Annotated in this window: 14 protein-coding genes; 6 read left to right on the top strand and 8 right to left on the bottom strand. The window is 69.0% G+C overall.

The window, feature by feature from the left end:
* Nucleotides 1-31: 31 nt before the first annotated feature.
* Entirely contained in the window at nt 32-3,370 is a 3,339-nt protein-coding gene (locus J5F18_RS08315; protein ID WP_346301797.1) for a DNA translocase FtsK 4TM domain-containing protein, read from the bottom strand.
* 153 nt (nt 3,371-3,523) lie between these two features.
* On the opposite strand from J5F18_RS08315, the gene aat reads away from it, so the two are divergent.
* From aat to infA, 3 genes are all read left to right on the top strand, one after another.
* Nucleotides 3,524-4,267, top strand: coding sequence for a leucyl/phenylalanyl-tRNA--protein transferase (gene aat / locus J5F18_RS08310; protein ID WP_346301796.1), 744 nt, complete (start codon nt 3,524-3,526; stop codon nt 4,265-4,267).
* Nucleotides 4,268-4,295: 28 nt separating this feature from the next.
* Nucleotides 4,296-5,033 carry an arginyltransferase gene (locus tag J5F18_RS08305; RefSeq protein WP_346301795.1) on the top strand — a complete coding sequence of 246 codons (738 nt, stop codon included), beginning with the start codon at nt 4,296-4,298 and terminating at the stop codon, nt 5,031-5,033.
* Between the two features lie 120 nt (nt 5,034-5,153).
* The gene (gene infA / locus J5F18_RS08300) at nt 5,154-5,372 is read left to right on the top strand and encodes a translation initiation factor IF-1 (RefSeq protein WP_010627817.1); all 219 of its coding nucleotides are present in this window, start codon (nt 5,154-5,156) and stop codon (nt 5,370-5,372) included.
* A 137-nt stretch (nt 5,373-5,509) separates the two neighbouring features.
* On the opposite strand, the gene clpA is transcribed toward infA, so the two are convergent.
* The 4 genes from clpA to J5F18_RS08280 all read right to left on the bottom strand — a co-directional run bounded on the left by clpA (nt 5,510) and on the right by J5F18_RS08280 (nt 12,059).
* Nucleotides 5,510-7,786 carry an ATP-dependent Clp protease ATP-binding subunit ClpA gene (gene clpA / locus J5F18_RS08295; RefSeq protein ID WP_346301794.1) on the bottom strand — a complete coding sequence of 759 codons (2,277 nt, stop codon included), beginning with the start codon at nt 7,784-7,786 and terminating at the stop codon, nt 5,510-5,512.
* Between the two features lie 142 nt (nt 7,787-7,928).
* On the bottom strand, nt 7,929-8,252 hold the full coding sequence (gene clpS, locus J5F18_RS08290) for an ATP-dependent Clp protease adapter ClpS (protein WP_346301793.1): 324 nt from the start codon (nt 8,250-8,252) through the stop codon (nt 7,929-7,931).
* A 176-nt stretch (nt 8,253-8,428) separates the two neighbouring features.
* A complete protein-coding gene (gene icd / locus J5F18_RS08285; protein WP_346301792.1) occupies nt 8,429-9,685 on the bottom strand; it encodes an NADP-dependent isocitrate dehydrogenase in 1,257 nt (418 codons plus the stop codon).
* A gap of 136 nt (nt 9,686-9,821) precedes the next feature.
* Complete coding sequence (locus J5F18_RS08280; protein ID WP_346301791.1) at nt 9,822-12,059, bottom strand: NADP-dependent isocitrate dehydrogenase; 2,238 nt, start codon at nt 12,057-12,059, stop codon at nt 9,822-9,824.
* Between the two features lie 286 nt (nt 12,060-12,345).
* On the opposite strand from J5F18_RS08280, the gene J5F18_RS08275 reads away from it, so the two are divergent.
* On the top strand, nt 12,346-12,993 hold the full coding sequence (locus tag J5F18_RS08275) for a pseudouridine synthase (RefSeq protein ID WP_346301790.1): 648 nt from the start codon (nt 12,346-12,348) through the stop codon (nt 12,991-12,993).
* Nucleotides 12,990-13,439 (top strand): NUDIX domain-containing protein, encoded by a 450-nt coding sequence (locus J5F18_RS08270; RefSeq protein WP_346301789.1) that lies wholly within the window; start codon nt 12,990-12,992, stop codon nt 13,437-13,439. The genes J5F18_RS08275 and J5F18_RS08270 overlap by 4 nt, the downstream gene beginning before the upstream one ends.
* Here the strand turns inward: J5F18_RS08270 and J5F18_RS08265 are convergent.
* The 3 genes from J5F18_RS08265 to J5F18_RS08255 all read right to left on the bottom strand — a co-directional run bounded on the left by J5F18_RS08265 (nt 13,427) and on the right by J5F18_RS08255 (nt 18,188).
* Entirely contained in the window at nt 13,427-16,444 is a 3,018-nt protein-coding gene (locus tag J5F18_RS08265) for an efflux RND transporter permease subunit (protein ID WP_346301788.1), read from the bottom strand. The two genes, J5F18_RS08270 and J5F18_RS08265, sit on opposite strands and share 13 nt — an antisense overlap.
* Nucleotides 16,441-17,517: an efflux RND transporter periplasmic adaptor subunit gene (locus J5F18_RS08260; RefSeq protein WP_346301787.1), complete on the bottom strand. Its 1,077-nt coding sequence runs from the start codon at nt 17,515-17,517 to the stop codon at nt 16,441-16,443. Before J5F18_RS08260 ends, J5F18_RS08265 begins: the two co-directional genes overlap by 4 nt.
* Before the next feature lie 65 nt (nt 17,518-17,582).
* Nucleotides 17,583-18,188, bottom strand: a complete 606-nt coding sequence (locus tag J5F18_RS08255; protein ID WP_346301786.1) for a TetR/AcrR family transcriptional regulator — start codon at nt 18,186-18,188, stop codon at nt 17,583-17,585.
* A gap of 137 nt (nt 18,189-18,325) precedes the next feature.
* On the opposite strand from J5F18_RS08255, the gene mnmA reads away from it, so the two are divergent.
* Nucleotides 18,326-19,405 (top strand): tRNA 2-thiouridine(34) synthase MnmA (gene mnmA, locus J5F18_RS08250; protein ID WP_346301785.1); only part of this gene is annotated, 1,080 nt, incomplete at its 3' end.

Genomic DNA, 19,405 nt, shown 5'->3' with positions numbered 1-19,405 from the left:
CGTGTCGGTGGCAGACGCGTGGTCGCTGTCGCTAGTCGCCCACCGAGGGCGGCGCCAGCACCTCGCGGGACCCGTTGGCGCCCATGGTGGAGACCACGCCGGCCATCTCCATGGCCTCGACCAGCCGGGCGGCGCGGTTGTAGCCGATCTTGAAGCGGCGCTGTACCGCCGAGATGGAGGCGCGACGCGAGTCGGTCACGAACTGCACCGCCTCGTCGTAGAGGGCATCCTGTTCGGCGTCGTCGCCATCGCCGCCCCCCTCGGCCTCGAGGCCGGTCAAGGCGTCGGCGGAGTCCCCGCCGGAGAGGATCTCGTCGATGTACTCCGGCTCGCCGCGGCGCTTCCAGTCCTCTACCACCCGGTGCACCTCGTCGTCGTCGACGAAGGCACCGTGGACCCGGGTCGGCATCCCCGAGCCCGCCGGCAGGTAGAGCATGTCGCCGTGGCCCAGCAGGTTCTCGGCGCCCCCCTGGTCGAGGATGGTGCGCGAATCGACCCGGGAGGAGACCTGGAAGGCCATGCGGGTCGGTACGTTGGCCTTGATCAGGCCGGTCACCACGTCCACCGAGGGGCGCTGGGTGGCGAGTATCAGGTGGATACCGGCCGCCCGGGCCTTCTGGGCCAGGCGCGCGATCAGCTCCTCGACCTTCTTGCCGACGATCATGAACATGTCGGCAAACTCGTCGATCACCACCACGATATAGGGCAGCTTCTCGAGCACCGGCGGGGTCTGGTGCATCTCCCAGGGCTGGGGCTCCCACAGCGGGTCGGCGACCTGGGCACCGGCCTGGTCCGCCTCGTCGAGCTTGGCATTGAAGCCGGCGATGTTGCGCACGCCCATGGCGGCCATCAGCTTGTAACGCCGCTCCATCTCGGCCACGCACCAGCGCAGGGCGTTGGCGGCCTCCTTCATGTCGGTGACCACCGGCGCCAGCAGGTGCGGGATGCCGTCATAGACGGAGAGCTCCAGCATCTTGGGGTCGACCATGATCAGGCGCAGCTCCTGGGGCGTGGCCTTGAGCAGCATGGAAATCAGCATGGCATTGACCCCCACCGACTTGCCCGAACCGGTGGTACCAGCCACCAGCAGGTGGGGCATCTTGCCCAGGTTGGCCACCACCGGGCCGCCGCCGATATCCTGGCCCAGCGCCAGGGTCAGAGCCGACTCGGCCTGCTGGTAGCGATCGGAGTCGATCACCTCGCGCAGGCGGATCATCGCCCGATGCGGGTTCGGGATCTCGATGCCCACCGTGGGGCGGCCCGGAATCACCTCCACCACGCGCACGCTCTTGACCATCAGCGAACGCGCCAGGTCCTTGGCCAGGTTGCTGATCTTGGAGACCTTCACCCCGGCCGCGGGCTTGATCTCGAAGCGCGTGATCACCGGCCCCGGCCAGGTGTCCACCACCTCGGCCTTGACCCCGTACTCGCGCAGCCGCACCTCGAGCAGCTCGGCCATCTCGGCCAGCTGCTCGGCAGTGTAGTTCTGCTGCTGGGGGGCCGGCGGGGTAAGCAGCCGCAGGCTGGGCAGCTCGCCCTCCGGCTCCGGCATGTCGTCCAGCACCGGGCGCTGGTTCTGCAGATGCTCGACCGTCCACAGCCGCATGCCTGCCTCGTCGGCGGCCTCCCGGGCCTGCTCGGCGGTGGCCAGGCGCGGTGCCTCGGGCGCCTCCTCCCCCGGGGCCTCCTCGGGCTCCGGGGGCTGCAGCAGGGCGGACTTGCCTGCGTCCGGCGGTGGCGTCGCCGGCGACAGACCCTGTCGCACGGAGGGAACCGGGTCTCCGGACCGGGCCATCTCCCCGAGCTGTGCCGACGCCGGGGTCTCCTGGGGCTCGCCGGGCTCGTCCCAGGAGAGCCTCGGCTCGTCTTCATCCACCTCATCCCAGTCGACCTCCTGCCACGCCACCAGGCCAGGCTCGCGACGACCGCTCTCGCGCAGCGGGTGCGGCGAGGCCCCGGATGAGGCGCGAGCAGGGGGCGTCTCGGGCTCGGCCGGTGGCGTGGCCCGTGCGGGCGCGGCGGCCTCGGGCGAGGGTGTCGTGGACGCGGCGCCATCATCGGGCAGCCTCGCGGATGGCTCGGCGGCCTCCGGTGCCTCATGTCGGCTGGCGCGCAGCGAAGGACCGCTCCAGGCGGGGGCCGGTTCGTCGTCCTCGGGCAGCAGAGGCTCGGGCACCGTCTCCGGCACCCGCCGGGGCGAGGCCTCAGGCCTCGAGGCAGGCGCAGGGGCCTCGGGGCTGGCGGGCCGCGGAGACGAGGGGGCCGGGGCGTGACGGCTGGCAGCACCGGCACCTTCGGCAACGGCCGTCTCGACCGCGACGCGGGCCGCCGGCCCGGTCGTGGCGTGGGCAACGGTCGCTCCAGCGGTGCCAGCACCCGGCGACGGCTCACGGCGGGCAGCGGGCGACGACGGCGCCTCCGCGGATTGACGATCGGTATAGGCGGCACCCGCCTGCTTCGCCGAGGGCGTCTGCTCGGGCACCTCCCAGGGGATCGTGGTCTCGCCGTCGTCACCGAAGCCGGGCTCCCGGCGTGTCGCCAGCTCGGCGGCGGCCTCTGGCTCACGCGCGCGGCCGGGCCACAGGCGCTGCCACCAGCGCTGCCGGGGGGGCTTGCCCTCGCCCGATTCGCGCGCTGCCGGCGCTTCGGCGGCCTCCTCGGCCACCGCCGGATCGGCCCCGTCGACGCGCGGCTCGCGGGTGAAGGCGAAGCGGTTGGCCAGCCAGCCCCACAGTCGCATGGCGCGGTAACCGAGTTCGTCAATCACCGAAAGCCAGGACATGCCCGTCAACAGCGGCAGGCCGCACAGCAGGGCGGCCAGCGCCAGCAGGCCGGCGCCCCCCGAGCCCACCATGGGCACCAGGGCACCCACCAGCCCCTCACCCAGGATGCCCCCCGAGGAGTAGGGCAGCACGGTCTCCGCGGGGGGACGATAGAAGTGCAGTGCTCCCAGGGTGGTGGTGCCCAGCAGCAGCAGGACGAGACCGCCGCCGCGCACCGCCAGCGCCGTGGCATCCCACTCAAGGTGAACGTCCTGCCGGGCCCGCAGCAGCCGCCAGGCGGCGAAGCCCAGCATACCCGGCCACCACAGCGCACTGGCGCCGAACAGGGAATAGAGCACGTCGGCAAGCCAGGCGCCGACCGGACCCATCCAGTTGGCCACGCTGGTCTCGGGACCGCTGCGAGACCAGCCCGGATCATCGGGCTGGAAGCTGAACAGGGCCAGCAGCAGGAACACGCAGCCGGCCAGCAGCAGGATGGCCACGCCCTCCCGCGCGGAGCCCTGAAGCTTCAGTCCGAAACGCCTTGCCGACTCCCTGGCCTGGGCCGCGCTCACTCGACGCGGCGAGGACTTCTTGTTGACACTCAAGTGGTCATCCCCCTTGCGCCACCGCTGGCGTCTTCCGATTTCGTGGCGCCAATCATACCGAGCCAGGCTCGCCCATCACAGTGGGGACTCACGTCTTGAGCCGCACCGCCGTGGGCGTCACACTGGCCTTCCCGAATATCTGGATGCCCACCGATGCTGCCCTGGCTGCCGCCCCACCCCGTCGAGTTCCCGCCCGTGGAGCAGGCTTTTCGCGATCCCGACGGCCTGCTGGCCGCCGGGGGCGACCTGAGCCCAGACTGGCTGCTGGCCGCCTACCGCCGCGGCATCTTCCCTTGGTACAGCGACGACCAGCCGCTGCTGTGGTGGAGCCCGGACCCTCGCATGGTACTCTTCCCGGGCGAGATCCGCCTCCGCCGCAGCCTGGCCAAGCGGCTGCGCAACGGCGGCTTTGGGGTCACCGCCGACCGCGCCTTCGCGGCCGTGGTGGCGGCCTGCGCCGCGCCCCGCCCCACCCGGTCCGGCACCTGGATCACCGACGAGATGCAGGCCGCCTACGCTCGCCTGCATGCCCTGGGTGCCGCCCACTCCGTCGAGGTGTGGCAGGATGAGCGGCTGGTGGGCGGCCTCTACGGCGTGGCCCTGGGGCCGGTGTTCTTCGGCGAGTCGATGTTCTCGCGCGTGGCGGACGCCTCCAAGGTGGCCCTGGTGCAGCTGGCCCGGGCCATGGAGGCGGAGGGCGGACGGCTGATCGACTGCCAGATGCACACCGCCCACCTGGCCAGCCTCGGGGCCCGGGACATCGCCCGCGCCGAGTTCATCGGCTATCTTGAGAAGTGGCTGGGGAAGTCCCCGGAGGTGGAGCCTCCCGGCGCCGGCTTCTCGCCCGCCTGCTGGTCCTTCGCTGCCGTGAGCGAGCTTCGGGGCAAGAACCAGTGACCGTCACCAGGAGCCGGAGAGAGCCGTCGTGAGCAGCAACGCCCCACGCCACCCCGTCCGGGATCTGCGCTTCTTCCTCACCGTTCCCCACGCCTGCAGCTACCTGGCCGGGCGCGAGGCCACGACCCTGTTCCTGGATCCCCAGGAGTCTCCGGGGCAGGGGGTCTACGATGCCCTGGCCCTGCTCGGCTTTCGGCGCAGCGGGCGCCACCTCTATCGCCCCCACTGCGAGGGGTGCAACGCCTGCCTGTCGGTCCGTATCCCGGTGGGGGAGTTCGCCCCCAACCGCAGCCAGCGCCGCCTGGCCAGGCGCAACGCCGACCTGACCCTGCACCTGCGCCCGGCCATCTTCGACCCGGAGCACTACCGCCTCTACGCCCACTACATCCGCACCCGGCATGCCGATGGCGACATGTACCCACCGAGCCACGAGCAGTACCGCACCTTCCTGACCCTCGACCAGGAGTATGCAAGGCTGCTGGAGTTCCGGCTCGGCGACCGACTGGTGGCGGTCGCCGCCTATGACCAGCTCGAACACGGCCTCTCCGCCATCTATACCTTCTTCGACTCCGACCCCGCCCTGGAGCGCCGCTCCCTGGGCACCTTCGCTGTCCTCACCCTGGTCGAGCAGGCCCGTCGCCGGGGCCTGCCCCACGTCTACCTGGGCTACTGGATCCGCGAATGCCGCAAGATGGCCTACAAGGAGGCCTTCCAGCCGCTGGAGCTGCTCGACGGTCGCCACTGGCGGCGGCTGATTCCCGCCTGAGCGCCGCCGTTGGCGGCTATGCTTTGCCATGTCGGCCGGCATGCGGCACAATATCGCGCTATTCTTTCAGGGCGGCAGCGCCCTGCCGAGCGTCATGTCCATCAGCGAGGAACCGCCTATATGGCACGCGAAGACCATATCGAAATGGAAGGCGTCGTCGTCGATACCCTTCCCAACACCACCTTCCGCGTCGAACTCGAGAACGGCCACGTGGTGACCGCCCATATCTCCGGCAAGATGCGCAAGAACTACATCCGCATCCTCACCGGCGACAAGGTCAAGGTCGAGCTGACGCCCTACGACCTGACCAAGGGTCGCATCGTCTACCGCTCCCGCTGACCCCGGCGGTCGAGCCCCACGACACGCCCCTTCGGTAGCCTGGCTGCCTGCCCGGGGCCGTCACACCTGCCACCTCCCGAACGACAACGCCCCGTCCGAAGACAGGGCGCTATGCCAGGGTGTCACGACGATGCCCGTCAGGGCGCGTCGGCCAGCTCCGCCTCCGTGGAGAGGTGCAGCTCGCCCTCCTCGACGCTGACATGCACCACGCCGCCATGCTCCGAGAGCTCGCCGAACAGGATCATCTCGGCCAGCGGCTTCTTGAGCTTCTCCTGAATCAGGCGCGCCATGGGGCGGGCCCCCATATCGGGGTCGTAGCCCTTCTCGGCCAGCCAGTCCCGGGCGGCCAGGTCGACGTCCAGCTGCACGCGCTTCTCGTCGAGCTGCGCCTGGAGCTCCACCAGGAACTTGTCCACCACGCTGCGCACCACCGAGGTGGGCAGTGAGTGGAACTGGATGATCCCGTCCAGCCGGTTGCGGAACTCCGGGGAGAAGGTCTTGCGGATCACCTCCATGGCGTCGGTGGAGTGATCCTGATGCTGGAAGCCGATGGAGCGTCGGGTCGCCTGCTCGACCCCGGCGTTGGAGGTCATGATCAGGATCACGTGGCGGAAGTCCGCCTCGCGGCCGTTGTTGTCGGTCAGGCGGCCGTGGTCCATCACCTGCAGCAGCAGGTTGAAGACTTCCGGGTGGGCCTTCTCGATCTCGTCGAGCAGCAGCACGCAGTGGGGGTGCTTGGTGATCGCCTCGGTCAGCAGCCCACCCTGGTCGTAGCCCACGTAGCCCGGCGGCGCCCCGATCAGGCGCGACACCGTGTGCCGCTCCATGTACTCCGACATGTCGAAGCGCACCAGCTCGATGCCCATGATCCGCGACAGCTGGCGGGCCACCTCGGTCTTGCCGACCCCGGTGGGGCCGGCGAACAGGAAGCTGCCCACCGGCTTGTCCGGCGCCTTGAGGCCGGCACGCGACAGCTTGATGGCCGCCGACAGGCCGTCGATCGCCTCGTCCTGGCCGAACACCAGCATCTTGAGGTCGCGGTCGAGGTTCGCGAGCAGCTTGCGGTCGGAGCTGGAGACGCTCTTCGGCGGAATCCGCGCGATGGAGGCCACCACCGCCTCGACCTGGTCGGTGTCGATGGTGTCGACCCGCATCTCCGGCGGCAGCAGGCGCTGGTGGGCGCCGGCCTCGTCGATCACATCGATGGCCTTGTCGGGCAGGTGGCGATCGTTGATGTAGCGGTCCGCCAGGCGCGCCGCGCTCTCCAGCGCCGCATCGGTGTACTTGAGCTGGTGGTGCTCCTCGAAGCGCGAGCGCAGCCCCTTGAGGATGCGGATGGTGTCATCCACCGAGGGGGCCGGCACGTCGACCTTCTGGAAGCGTCGGGCCAGGGCGCGGTCCTTCTCGAAGATGCCGCGGTACTCGTGGAAGGTGGTGGAGCCGATGCAGCGCAGCTCACCGGAGGAGAGCAGCGGCTTGAGCAGGTTGGAAGCGTCCATGACGCCGCCCGAGGCGGCACCGGCGCCGATCACGGTGTGGATCTCGTCGATGAACAGGATGGCGTGGGGCTGCTTGCGCAGCTCGGCGAGCAGGCTCTTGAGGCGTTTCTCGAAGTCGCCCCGATACTTGGTGCCGGCCAGCAGCGCCCCCATGTCCAGGGAGTAGACCACGGCATCGCCGATCACCTCGGGGACATCCTCCTCGACGATGCGCTTGGCCAGGCCCTCGGCGATGGCGGTCTTGCCCACCCCGGCCTCGCCGACCAGCAGCGGGTTGTTCTTGCGCCGCCGAGCGAGGATCTGCACCACCCGCTCCAGCTCGTGCTCACGGCCGATCAGCGGATCGATCTTGCCCATGCGGGCCTGCTCGTTGAGGTTGGTGGCATAGCCGGTGAGCGGGTTGGCGCCGTTTTCGCTGCCCCCCTCCTCGCTCTCCTCGGACTCCGACGGGGAGGACGAGGGGTGTTGGCCGTGCCCGGCGACCTTGGAGATGCCGTGGGCAATGTAGTTGACGGCATCGACCCGAGCGACGTTCTGCTGCTTGAGGAAGTAGACCGCCTGGCTCTCCTGCTCGGAGAAGATCGCCACCAGCACATTGGCTCCCGTGACCTCACTCTTGCCGGAGGACTGCACGTGAAAGACCGCCCGCTGCAGCACGCGCTGGAAGCCCAGGGTCGGCTGGGTCTCGCGATCGCCCTGATCCTCGGGAATCAGCGGCGTGGTCGAATTGATGAAATCCTGCAGATCAGACCGCAGCTTGTCGAGGTTGGCCCCGCAGGCACGCAGCACGTCCGCCGCGGAGGCGTTGTCCAGCAGAGCCAGCAGCAGGTGCTCCACGGTCATGAACTCGTGCCGCTTGGAGCGCGCCACGGTGAAGGCCGTGTTCAGGGTGAGTTCAAGTTCTTTGCTCAGCATGGCAGTCCCCTTCTTGCCGCTCAGGGCTTTGCGTCGGATCTTTCATGGTCCGGCATCATCAACATCGGGCACAAACGCCGCCGTTGCAAGCCTCGTTGCCAACGGCTAGCGGCAACCGCCCGTCGCGACCATGTCCGGGGAATCAATCCGTGGCCTCGATATCCGAGAGCAGCGGATGTTGACACTCTCTAGCGTATTGATTGACCTGATGGCTTTTGGTTTCCGCAATGTCGCGAGTGAAGATGCCACAGGTGGCCTTGCCCTGGGTATGCACCGTCAGCATCACCTGCACCGCGGTCTCGCTGTCCATGTGGAAGAAGGTCAGCAGGACCTCCACCACGAACTCCATGGGGGTGAAGTCGTCGTTGTGCAACACCACCTTGTACATCGGCGGGCGCGCCACCTCCGGGTCGGCGCTCTGCACCGCCAGGTCGCCCTCCTCTTCGGTTCCCGGGGGGCGGGTCATGCCGCACCTTATCGCTTTCTCGAACATAAGAGCCATCATCCGTCTCGACAAGCCGGCACCATCGAGGTTATCAACCGTGTTTGGACGCCAGGGCGCCGGCAGGGTTCATCGGGCATCCTTGACGCAAAGGCCCCCGCCCGCCTGCGGCGGACGGGGGCCGGCCGTCGAGGGGCGCCTTACATGTTATCGGCGACGGCCTGGCCGAACTCGGAGCACTTCAGGAGCGTGGCGTTGTCCATCAGGCGCTCGAAGTCATAGGTGACCTCGCCCTTGGAGATGGCCTTTTCCATGCCCTTGAGCACCAGGTCGGCGGCCTCGGTCCAGCCCATGTGGCGCAGCATCATCTCGGCGGAAAGAATCAGCGAGCCGGGGTTGACCTTGTCCTGGCCGGCGTACTTCGGCGCGGTGCCGTGGGTGGCCTCGAACATGCCCACGGCGTCGGACAGGTTGGCGCCCGGCGCGATACCGATCCCGCCCACCTCCGCCGCCAGGGCGTCGGAAAGGTAGTCACCGTTGAGGTTCAGGGTCGCGATGACGTCATACTCGGCCGGACGCAGCAGGATCTGCTGCAGCATGGCGTCGGCGATGACGTCCTTGACCACGATGTCCCTGCCGCTCCTGGGGTTCTTGAAGGTCATCCAGGGGCCGCCGTCGAGCGGCTCGGCACCGAACTCCTCGCGGGCCAGCTCGTAGCCCCAATCCTTGAAGGCGCCCTCGGTGAACTTCATGATATTGCCCTTGTGCACCAGGGTCACCGACGCACGGTCGTTGTCCACGGCGTACTGCAGGGCCTGGCGCACCAGCCGCTTGGTGCCCTCCACGGAGACCGGCTTGACGCCGATGCCACAGTTCTCCGGGAAGCGGATATTGTTGACGCCCATCTCCTCGCGGAGGAACCTGATCAGCTTGTCGGCTTCCGGGGTGCCGGCCTTCCACTCGATGCCGGCGTAGATGTCCTCGGAGTTCTCGCGGAAGATCACCATGTCCACGTCGGCCGGGTTCTTGACCGGGCTCGGCACGCCCTGGAACCAGCGCACCGGGCGCAGGCAAGTGTAGAGGTCGAGCTTCTGGCGCAGCGCCACGTTCAGGGAGCGGATGCCGCCGCCCACCGGCGTGGTCAGCGGGCCCTTGATGGAGACCACGTATTCCTTGACGGCCTCCAGGGTCTCGTCCGGCAGCCAGGTGTCGGCGTCATAGACCTGGGTGGCCTTCTCGCCGGCATAGATCTCCATCCAGTGAATCTTGCGCTCGCCGTTGTAGGCCTTCTGCACGGCCGCATCGATGGCGATCTTCATCGCCGGCGTCACGTCGACGCCGATGCCGTCACCCTCGATGAAGGGGATGATCGGGTTGTTGGGCACGTTCAGGGTGTTGTCGGCGTTGACGGTGATCTTCTGGCCGCCTTCAGGGACCACAATCTTCTGGAAACCCATTGAGAACTCCCCTGTCTGAACTGTTCAGTGGAGCGCGAATTATAGCATCGTCCACCCACCCGGCCCATAACAGCCCCTCAACCGAAAGGCCCCGCCCGCCGAGCGGCGGACGGGGCCGGAGAGACCACCCGGGCGATCACCCCCGGGCGACCATCTCCAGGGCCTCGTTCAGGGTCTTGCTGGGACGCATGACCGAGCGGGCCAGCTCGGGGTCGGCATGGTAGTACCCCTTGAGGTCCACCGGCTGCCCCTGCACGCCATTCATCTCCTCGAGGATGGTCGCCTCCTTGGCCGCCAGGGTCTCGGCCAGGCGGCCGAACAGCGCCTTGAGGTCGGCGTCGTCATCCTGGGTGGCCAGCGCCTGGGCCCAGTAGAGGGCCAGATAGAAGTGGCTGCCCCGGTTGTCCAGCTCGCCGACCTTGCGCGAGGGCGACTTGTTGGACTCGAGGAACTGGCCGATGGCCTTGTCCAGGGCGTCCGCCAGCAGCGTGGCGCGGGCATTGTCATAGCGCTTGGCGAGGTGCTCCAGGGAGGCGGTCATGGCCAGGAACTCGCCGAGGCTGTCCCAGCGCAGGTGGTTCTCCTCGAGGAGCTGTTGCACGTGCTTGGGCGCGGAGCCGCCGGCGCCGGTCTCGAACAGGCCGCCACCCTCCATCAGGGGCACGATGGAGAGCATCTTGGCGCTGGTGCCCAGCTCCAGGATCGGGAAGAGGTCGGTGAGGTAGTCGCGCAGGATGTTGCCGGTCACCGAGATGGTGTCGAGGCCGCGGATTACCCGCTCCAGGGTGTAGCGCATGGCGCGCACCTGGGACATGATCTGGATGTCCAGGCCGCTGGTGTCATGATCCTGGAGGTAGGTCCGGACCTTCTTGATCAGCTCGTTCTCGTGGGGGCGGTAGGGGTCGAGCCAGAACACCGCCGGCCTGCCGGAATCGCGGCAGCGCTCCACGGCGAGCTTGACCCAGTCGCGGATCGGCGCGTCCTTGACCTGACACATCCGCCAGATATCGCCCCGCTCTACGTTCTGGGAGAGCAGCACCTCGCCGCTGTCCAGGTCGGTGATGTTGGCCACGCCGCCCTCCGGCACCTCGAAGGTCTTGTCGTGGGAGCCGTACTCCTCCGCCTTCTGCGCCATCAGGCCGACGTTGGGCACGGTGCCCATGGTGGCGGGGTCGAAGGCGCCGTACCACTTGCAGAAGTTGATCATCTCCTGGTAGATGCGCGCGAAGGTGGACTCCGGCATCACCGCCTTGACGTCCTTAAGGCGGCCGTCGGCGCCGTACATCTTGCCGCCGGCGCGAATCATGGCCGGCATCGAGGCGTCGACGATCACGTCGCTGGGCGAGTGGAAGTTGGTGATGCCGCGGGCCGAATCCACCATGGCCAGCTCCGGGCGCTGGTCATGGCAGGCGTGCAGGTCGCGAATGATCTCCTCGCGCTGGGTCTCGGGCAGGGTGTCGATCTTCTCGTAGAGATTGGCCATGCCGTTGTTGACGTCGACCCCCAGCTCCTCGAACAGCTTGCCGTGCTTCTCGAAGGCCTCCTTGTAGAAGATCCGTACGCAGTGGCCGAAGACGATCGGGTGCGAGACCTTCATCATCGTCGCCTTGACGTGCAGGGAGAACATCACGCCGGTCTCGCGGGCATCCTCGATCTCCCGCTCGTAGAAGGCGAGCAGCGCCTTCCTGCTCATGAACATGCTGTCGATGATCTCACCGTCCTGCAGTTCGACCCGTGGCTTGAGCACCCGGGTCTCGCCGCTGGCGGTGATCAGCTCCATCTTCACGTTGCGGGCGCGATCCAGGGTCATCGACTTCTCGCCGTGGTAGAAGTCACCGCCGTGCATGTGCGAGACGTGGGTGCGGGAGGCCTGGCTCCACTCTCCCATGTGGTGCGGATACTTGCGCGCGTACTCCTTGACGGCCCTGGGGGCGCGGCGGTCGGAGTTACCCTCGCGCAGCACCGGGTTGACGGCACTCCCCTTGACCCTGTCGTAGCGCGCCTGGATCTCCTTCTCTTCGTCGCTGCTCGGCTCGTCCGGGTAGTCCGGCAGCGGGTAGCCCTGCCCCTGCAGCTCCTTGATCGCCGCGCGAAGCTGCGGCATGGAGGCGCTGATATTGGGCAGCTTGATGATGTTGGCTTCCGGCGTCTTGGCCAGGGCGCCCAGTTCGGCCAGGTGGTCCTCGACGCGCTGCTCGTCGCTCAGGTAATCGGGGAACTGGGAGAGGATCCGAGCCGCCAGGGAGATGTCCCGGGTCTCCACGTCGATGCCGGCGGCGTCCGTGAAGGCGTCGATGATCGGCAGCAGCGAATGGGTCGCCAGCGCAGGCGCTTCGTCGGTGAACGTGTAGATAATCTTCGGCGTGTTTGACATGTCGGCGTTGATCTCTCTGGTCGCTGCGATAGCAAGAAACGGGATCGGTTGCGCGCGCTCAGGATGTCTGGAACGGGGGCCCTGCGTGCGCCACCCGGGTGGCGATCCGGCGCGAAGGCGCTTGGCATCGACCCGGCGGCGGAGTCTCGACAGGCCCCGGAACGACGAGGGCGCTTCCGGCGAGCGTGCGCATTATACCAGCCCCCTCGCCTCGGCGTATGCGCAATAAGGCTGACGCGCGCCCACCCCCTGCCATCCCGCCCGGCTTGCCGGTAAGCTTGTCCCCATGAGCACCCTCTACCTGCTGCACAAGCCCTACCGCATGCTGTCCCAGTTCACCGACCGGACGGGCGCCGGCGGCGAGCGTCGCGCCACCCTGGCCGACGTCCTCGACGTGCCGGGCATCTACCCCGCCGGCCGCCTCGACCATGACTCCGAGGGCCTGCTGCTGCTCTGCGACGACGGCGAGCTGATCCACCGCATCAGCCATCCCCGCCACAAGCAGCCCAAGACCTATCGTGTGCAGGTGGAGGGCAATCCCGATGAAACAGCCCTGGAGGCGCTGCGTCGCGGAGTGCAACTGAAGGACGGCCTGACCCGCCCGGCCAAGGTGCGCCGCCTCGCGGCGAGCGGCCTGACCGAGCGCGAGCCGCCGCTGGACCCCCGGCGCCACCCGGTCACCACCTGGCTGGAGCTGACGATCAGCGAGGGGCGCAACCGCCAGGTCAGGCGGATGACCGCCCACGTCGGCCACCCCACCCTGCGCCTGGTGCGCGTGGCCATCGGCCCCTGGCGGCTCGACGGCCTGGCCCCGGGCGAGTGGCGCTGCGAGACGCTGCATGCCCCGACGCCACCGCCACCGCCGCCGGCCGCCCGGCGCCAGCCGCGCCCGGACGGACGCCCTGACAAGAAGAAACCCGGAGGCCGCCGATGAGTCGCTGGACCCCCTATGTCACCGTGGCCAGCGTGGTGGAGCGTGCCGGCGCCTTCCTGATGGTGGAGGAGGACCGCGGCGGCCCCGAGACGCTCTTCAACCAGCCCGCCGGCCATCTGGAGCCCGGCGAGCGGATCCGCGACGCCGCCCTGCGCGAGGTACGCGAGGAGACCGCCTGGCAGGTCGCCCTGCCCGACTACCTGGGGCTCTACGTCTATACCACGGCGGAGGGTCTCACCTTCCATAGCCACGGGTTTTCCGGCATGGCGCTCGCCCATCTGGGCAGCGAACTGGACCCGGCGATCCAGGCCGTGCACTGGCTCACCCTGGAGCAGCTCGAGGGGCTGGAGCGCGAGGGCCGGCTGCGCAGCCCGCTGGTGCTGCGCCGCATTCGCGACGTCCTCGCCGGGCGGTTCTATCCGCTGGACGCCCTTCACGAGCGCTGAGGGCGCACACCCATCAGCAGCCGGTAGAGGGCCGGGATCACCACCAGGGTCAGCAGGGTCGAGGCGAGCAGGCCTGAGATGATCGCCCAGGCCATGGGCGGCCATAGCGTCGACTGGGTCAGGGTCAGCGGCACCAGGCCGGCCACGGTGGTCGCCGTGGTGAGCAGTACCGGCCGCGTGCGCCGGGCCACCGCCGAGACCACGGCCTCGCTCACCGACTCGCCCTGGCGCCGGTTGGCGTTCATCAAGTCGATCAGCACGATGGCGTTGTTGACCACGATGCCGACCAGCGCCACCACGCCGAGCATGGCGGTGAAGCCGAAGGGCTGGCCGGTGAGCCACAGCCCCGGCACCACGCCGACGATCGCCAGCGGCAGCGTGGCCAGCACGATGAAGAGCTGGCGGAAGGAGTTGAACTGGGCGAGCAGGAAGACCACCAGCAGCAGCCCGCCGAAGGGCAGCGTCCGGAACAGGGCGGTATTGGCATCCCCGGCGGATTCCGCCGCACCACCGACGCTGTAGCGGACCCCGGGCGGCAGCTCGAGGGCCGCCAGACGCGGCAGGATCTCGTCCAGCACGCCGTCGTAGGTCCAGCCATCCGCCACCTCGGCCAGTACCGCGGTCATGCGCTGCAGGCCGCGATGCTGGATCACCGCCGGCCGCCAGGCGGGCGCCAGGGTGGCGATCTCGCCGAGCGGTAGCGAACGCCCGTCGGCCGCGGTCAGGCGCAGCCCTTCGAGCCCCTCGAGGGAGAAACGCTCGCCCTCCGGCGCACGCACCAGCAGCGGCGCGGGATCGCGGCCGGCCCGCCAGGCACTGACCTCGATCCCGCGACTGGCACCGGCCAGGGCGCCGGCCACGTTGTGTCGCGAGAGGCCGTATTCGGCGGCGCGGGCATCGTCGGTCTCGACCCTCAGGGTCGCCAGCCCTTCCCCCAGGCGATGCCGCGCATCCCGGGCGCCCTCGGCCTCCCGCACCACGCCGAGAATCGCTCCCGCGGCATCGGCCAGGGCAACGCGCTCCTCTCCGAACACGCGGATCTCCACCGGTGCCTCCAGCGGCGGCCCCTGCCCCAGCCGGCGCGCCACCACCTCGGCCTCGGGCAGCCACTCCGGCGCCACGGCCCTCACCCAGGCCATCAGCGCGGGCAGGTCGTCGGCGCCGTCGGCCTCCACCACTAGCCGCGCCAGATGCGACTGGCGCGGCTGCTCGACCAGGTTGTAGTAGAAGCGCGGCCCGCTGAAGCCGACGAAGCGGTGCACCGCCTGCACCGTCGGTCGCGCGGCCAGCTCGGCGGCCAGCCCCTCGGCCCGATGGGCGGTGTAGTCGAGATGAGTGCCCTCGGGGAAGTTGAGGTCGACCACGAGCTGGTTGCGATCGGTGTCGGGGAAGAAGTCGTGATCGAGCAGCGGCAGCATGGCGATGGCCGCTACCAGCAGAACGCCCGCCCCCGCCAGCACCGCCAGCGGCCAGCGCACGGCGACCCAACCGACACGCCGGCCGACGGCCTGCAGCCGCTCGCGGCGTACCGCCAGCCGGGGCTCGAGGATGCCGGCGGCGAACACCGGGGTGACGAACACGGCATAGAGGTAGCTCACCGCCAGGGTCAGCATCACCATGATGGGAATGGCGCGGGTGAAGTCGGCGGTGTTGCCACTGGAGAGCAGCAGCGGCACGAAGGCGGCCAGCGTGGTGCCGGTGGCCGCCAGCAGGGGGGTGGCCAGCTCCCGCACCGAGCGAGTCACGGCCTGCATGGCCGAACGCCCCTGGTCGCGGTGGTACTGGATGTTCTCGACCATCACGATGGCGTTGTCCACCAGCATGCCCAGCGCGATCACCATGCCGGCCACGGCGATCTGGTGCAGCACGCCGCCGCCCATGGCGTACAGGGCCAGCGAGGAAAAGGTCACCAGCGGCACGATCACCATCACCGCGAGCCCCAGCCGCAAGCCCATGACCAGGAACAGCAGCACGCCCAGAATGGCGACCCCCAGCAGCAGCGAGAAGCCGAGCTCCGCCAACCGCTGCTCGACCCAGTGCGGCTGGTAGAAGGTCTCCTCGATGGCGAGCGGGGCGTAGGCGGGACGGCGCTCCTCCACCAGCGCGCGCAGCCGCTCGCCGAAGCGAACGGCGTTGACCCGGTCGTTGGAGAGCACCACCCCCAGCGCCACCGCCGGGCGGCCGTCGTGCCACATGCGCGCGGTGGCGGGCTCCTGCGGCGCCAGGCTGACGTCGGCAAGCTCGCCAAGCGGCACCAGCTCGCCCTGCCGGGTGCGGATCGGGGTGGCGGCGAGCTCCTCCAGCGAACCGAACTCGGTGAGCGGGTCGAGCACCAGGGAGCGCCCCGCCACCGCCAGGGTGCCGCCGGGGGAGGTCAGGTTGCGCGCGGCGAGCTGATCGCCGAGCGCCCGGGCGTCCAAGCCGGTCATCTCGGCCAGCGTATCGTCCCAGCCGACCACCACCTGCTGGCCCGGGTCGGCGAGCAGGTCGATGCGGGCGATCTCCTTGAGCCGGAACAGATCGCGGCGCAGGCGCTTGGCCGCCTCGCGCAGCTCGAGCAGATCGTCCGAGCCGGTCACCGCCAGCACGACGGCGTGGGTATCGGAGTCGCGATCGCTGATCTCCGCCTCTCCCACGCCGTCGGGGAACTGGCGAGCGGCCCGGTTCACGGCGATACGCACCTGCTCCCAGGCGGCATCGGTATCGTAGACGTGCTCGTGCATCTCGAGGGTGACGTGGGCCACGCCGAGGCGCGCGGTACCGATGATGTCGTTGATCTCCTCGACCTGGGCCAGCTCCTCTTCGAGGGGGTTGAGCACCAGCCGCTCGACCTGCTCCGGCTCTGCGCCGGGATAGGGCACCAGCACTTGGCCGAAGCGGTAGGGGAAGAACGGGTCCTCCTGTCGGTCCATCGCCACCCAGGCCGTCAGGCCCAGTAGGGCCAGCAGCAGCGTGACGGTCAGGATCAAGCGTTGGTAGCGCAGCGAGGCGAGCAGCCAGCTCATGGCAACACCCTCACCCGCATGCCCGCTTCCAGGCGCCCCTGCCCTGCCGTCACCACCCGGTCGCCCGGCGCCAGCCCCTCGCCGTTCACCGACACCCAGCCGCCGGCCAGGCGCCCCGGCGTCACGGGCGCACGCCGAATCGTGTCGTCGTCGTTCAGCGCCAGCACATAGGGCGCGCTGCCGGCGGGGTCGACCACCGCCGCCAGCGGCACCCGCATGACCGGCGGCGCGGCGATCTCGAGCCGGACCCGCACCGGCTCGCCCAGCGCCGGGGCGGACTCGGTGGGAATGCTGACGATGATCGGCGCCAGGGTCTCTCCCGCCCGTCCGATATGGACGACCTCCCCGACGATGCGCTGGGCGTCGAACGTCGGCGCGACGCTTGCCGTCTGCCCGGGTTCGAGCCGTGCGGCAAGGTGCGCCGGCACCCGGATTTCCACCTCACGCCCGGCCACCCCAGCCAACTGCAGGATCGGCTGACCGGCGGCGACGAAGTCGCCGGGCTCGACGTCCAGGTCGGTCACCTCGGCGGCGAAAGGCGCCCGCAGCGTCAGCTCCTCGAGCTGGGCCCGGGCCTCGTCGCGCCGTGCCAGGGCCTGCTCACGCGCCTGGGCCAGGGCCTCACGCTCCGCGCGCAACCGATCCAGCTCCTCTTCGGCACTCAGGTTGCGCTCGCGCAGGGTGCGGGCACGCTCCACGTCGCGCCCCAACCGACTCAGGCCGGCGTCCAGTTCACGCACCCGCGCCTCGGCCGCGGCAAGCGTCGGCGCCATGGCCGGGTTGTGCAGGGTGGCCAGCGGCTCCCCCCGCTCGACCCGCTGGCCCCGCACCACCTGGCGCTCACGCAGGACGCCCCCATGCAGGAAGGCGGGCGCCGCGCGCTCGCTGGCTCGCACCGTGCCGGGAAAGCGCTGGCTCATCTCGTCCGGCTCCAGCCGCACCGTTTCGCTGCGCACGCTGGGCAGCGGCACCTCGGCACGCTCGATCGACGCCGGGGTGTCACCGCACCCCCCCAGCAGGGCCGCCGACAGCATCAGGGACACCGCGAGGCTTGCACCCTTCACCCTTCTCATCGCTTCCCTCCCGCCAGCCACCCCATGAACTGGCCGACCGGTCAGTTAGTCGAGTAAAAAAACGCTCACCCTCGCGGCGTTACGCCTTCCATGAAGATCTTGAGAAAGTCCTCAAGGAACGCCTCGTCGGAGCCCATGCCTGGCCAGTGCTGGTGATGACACTTGGCCTCGAACCACTGAGTGCAGCTCATCACGAAGACCCCGATGATATGAGTGGGATTGAGATCGTCGCGCAACAAACCACGCAACTGGGTCTGGCGAATCCACTCGGCGCCCGCCCCGACGAGCTGGTTATCGAGCTCGCTGCAGTGATTGTCCCCCTCCAGATGGGTCCAGGCGAATAGCCGCACCACACCGGGGTTGTCCCGCAGGAAGTGGAAATAGGCTTCCACAGAGCGTCGCAACAGCAGCGCATCCGGCTCGCCGGCCTCCTCGAACAACGCCATCTGGGCCGCGAAGTAGCGCTCGAAGGCTCGATCCTTGACCACCCCCCACAGTTGCTCCTTGCTGCCGAAGTGGTGATGGATCAAGCTCTTGGTCACCTCTGCCGCCTTGGCCAGCTGGCTCATGGTCACGCTGGAGAAACCCTGCGCCACGAACAGCGCCTCCGCCGCGTCGAGGATGCGGGCGCGGGTCAGTTCGGGGTCTCGGGTCGTCGTCGGTGTCGTCATGGTGACTGAAGATAGCGCTAACTGGCCGGCCGGTCAATTAGCGGCCGCGACGATGGCTCCGGGCGAAGTTTCGAGCCACGCCTCGCTTTCGGGTATAATTCTTCGCCATTTGTGATCCACCACTTCCGAGGGCGCCCATGACCGCCACCCCAGGCAAGGTGATCGTCGGCATGTCCGGCGGCGTCGACTCCTCCGTCTCCGCCCTGCTGCTGCTGGAGCAGGGGTACGAGGTGGAGGGCCTGTTCATGAAGAACTGGGACGAGGACGACGGCACCGAGTACTGCACCGCCAAGGCCGACCTGGCCGACGCCGAGGCCGTGTGCGACAGGCTCGGCATCAAGCTGCACACCGCCAACTTCGCCGCCGAGTACTGGGACAACGTCTTCGAGCACTTCCTGGCCGAGTACAAGGCCGGGCGCACGCCCAACCCGGACATCCTCTGTAACCGCGAGATCAAGTTCAAGGTGTTCCTGGAGTACGCCGAGCTGCTCGGCGCCGAGAAGATCGCCACCGGGCACTATGTTCGTCAAGGGCAGGTCCGCGGCCCTACCGACGGCCTCCTGAGACCGCGGCTTCTCAAGGGGCTCGATGCCAACAAGGATCAGAGCTACTTCCTGCACGCCGTGCCCGAGGCCGCCATCGCCCGCACCCTTTTCCCGGTAGGCGAGCTGGAGAAGCCCGAGGTTCGCGCCATCGCCGAGCGTCACGACCTGGTGACCGCGCGCAAGAAGGATTCCACCGGCATCTGCTTCATCGGTGAGCGCCGCTTCCGCGATTTCCTGCAGCAGTACCTGCCGGCAAAGCCGGGCGTGATCGAGACACCCGAGGGCGAAGTGATCGGCGAGCACATGGGCCTCATGTACTACACCCTGGGCCAGCGCCAGGGGCTCGGCATCGGCGGGCTGGCCAACCACCCGGAGGCGCCCTGGTACGTGGCCGCCAAGGACCTCGAGCGCAACGTGCTGATCGCCGTGCAGGGCAAGCACCACCCGCTGCTCTACACCGACTCGCTGGTCACCGAGGCCATGGCCTGGGTCGCCGGCGAGCCGCCGGCCCGCGAGGGGCGCTTCACCGCCAAGACCCGCTACCGCCAGAGCGACGTGCCCTGCCGCATGAGCACCCGCGCCGACGGCGGCGTGGAAGTGGTGTTCGATGAGCCCCAGCGCGCCGTCACCCCCGGCCAATCACTGGTACTCTATGATGGCGACATCTGCCTG

This window comes from Halomonas sp. BM-2019 (genome assembly GCF_017584085.1).
This window is presented reverse-complemented; position numbering and strand designations above follow the sequence as displayed.

Excerpts from the sequence above, each read along its gene's own strand:
- aat (WP_346301796.1), top strand. The coding sequence starts at position 3,524 with ATGCTGCCCTGGCTGCCGCCCCACCCCGTCGAGTTCCCGCCCGTGGAG.
- infA (WP_010627817.1), top strand. The coding sequence starts at position 5,154 with ATGGCACGCGAAGACCATATCGAAATGGAAGGCGTCGTCGTCGATACC.
- clpA (WP_346301794.1), bottom strand. The coding sequence starts at position 7,786 with ATGCTGAGCAAAGAACTTGAACTCACCCTGAACACGGCCTTCACCGTG.
- clpS (WP_346301793.1), bottom strand. The coding sequence starts at position 8,252 with ATGACCCGCCCCCCGGGAACCGAAGAGGAGGGCGACCTGGCGGTGCAG.
- icd (WP_346301792.1), bottom strand. The coding sequence starts at position 9,685 with ATGGGTTTCCAGAAGATTGTGGTCCCTGAAGGCGGCCAGAAGATCACC.
- J5F18_RS08280 (WP_346301791.1), bottom strand. The coding sequence starts at position 12,059 with ATGTCAAACACGCCGAAGATTATCTACACGTTCACCGACGAAGCGCCT.
- J5F18_RS08275 (WP_346301790.1), top strand. The coding sequence starts at position 12,346 with ATGAGCACCCTCTACCTGCTGCACAAGCCCTACCGCATGCTGTCCCAG.
- J5F18_RS08270 (WP_346301789.1), top strand. The coding sequence starts at position 12,990 with ATGAGTCGCTGGACCCCCTATGTCACCGTGGCCAGCGTGGTGGAGCGT.
- J5F18_RS08265 (WP_346301788.1), bottom strand. The coding sequence starts at position 16,444 with ATGAGCTGGCTGCTCGCCTCGCTGCGCTACCAACGCTTGATCCTGACC.
- J5F18_RS08260 (WP_346301787.1), bottom strand. The coding sequence starts at position 17,517 with ATGAGAAGGGTGAAGGGTGCAAGCCTCGCGGTGTCCCTGATGCTGTCG.
- J5F18_RS08255 (WP_346301786.1), bottom strand. The coding sequence starts at position 18,188 with ATGACGACACCGACGACGACCCGAGACCCCGAACTGACCCGCGCCCGC.